The 1061-nt window shown below is 59.9% G+C and carries 1 protein-coding gene; it reads left to right on the top strand.

All coding sequences use genetic code 11. The features are described from left to right. On the top strand, nucleotides 1-792 hold a 792-nt coding region (locus tag P5540_20025; GenBank protein HRT67103.1), incomplete at its 5' end, for an ArdC family protein. Between the last annotated feature and the right edge of the window lie 269 nt (nucleotides 793-1061).

The raw sequence follows: 1061 nt of genomic DNA, 5'->3' as shown, positions 1-1061 counted from the left end.
TTCATCCATCGGCGCGATGCCGTTCCCTGTCGGGCCTGGAGCTGGTCAAATCAGCTTTTGACGGCCCTGGCTGGTCATGATGACGCGCGCGGCTACAGGCAATGGCTTGATGCCGGGCGCGCGGTCCGCAAAGGCGAGCGCGCCTTTCCAATTCTCGGCCCGATTACCGTCAAGCGCCGTGAACGCGATTCCGAGACTGGCGAAGAACGCGAGCGCATGGTGCTGGTTGGCTTCAAAAGCATTCCAGTTTTTGGCCTGGACCAAACCGATGTTATTGATACGGAGAAATGGGCCCGCGCGAGTAAGGGCAGCGCGGAATCTGAGCGCTTTATCGCCGGTTTACCGGTCGTTTCCGTCGCGCGCGCATGGGGTTTACACGTAGAAACGTACAACGGCGCAGACAATCGCGCGCTCGGTTACTACCGACACGGCAAAGCTATTGCGCTGGGCGTGAAAAACCTCGCGACATGGGCGCATGAGCTTGTACACGCCGCGGACGATCGTTGCATCGGTGGCCTGAAAAGCGGCCAGCATTTAGATCAGGAAATTGTCGCTGAACTTGGCGGCGCGGTCCTTTTGACAGTGCTCGGCCATGAAACAGAAGCCGATCTCGGCGGCGCTTGGGTTTACATTAAAGGACATTGCGAGCGCCAGAAAAAAGCGCCTATTGCAGTTTGCCAGAAACTTCTGAATCGTATCTGCGATGCCGTCGCCCTGATTCTCGATACGGCTGAAACGCTGCAGCGCGAAACCGAAACGGCGCCGGCCGCGGCGGAAGGGGCGGCCGCATGAGCACCGTTGCGACTACCCGCGCGAAGCTTCCGGTCATGTCCGATGCATGACGCTGCCGAGTCAACGCGCCTGGGTTTGCGCCCGGGCGTGCTACTCCGCAGCGTCAGTAGGCGACGCGCGAGAACACGGAAGGATAGAACATGCCAGCTTTGCACGAGCAATTTAGACCGAAGACCTTTGCCGATTTCGTCGGGAACCCGAAAGCCGTCCGGGTTCTACAGACGGCATGCGAGCGCGGCATCGGCGGCCGGGCAGTATGGATTAGCGGC

Source organism: Candidatus Hydrogenedentota bacterium (assembly GCA_035450225.1).
In the GTDB taxonomy this organism is placed as follows: domain Bacteria; phylum Hydrogenedentota; class Hydrogenedentia; order Hydrogenedentales; family SLHB01; genus DSVR01.
Note: the sequence above shows the minus strand (reverse complement) of the source record. Positions and strands in the feature narration are given on the sequence as shown.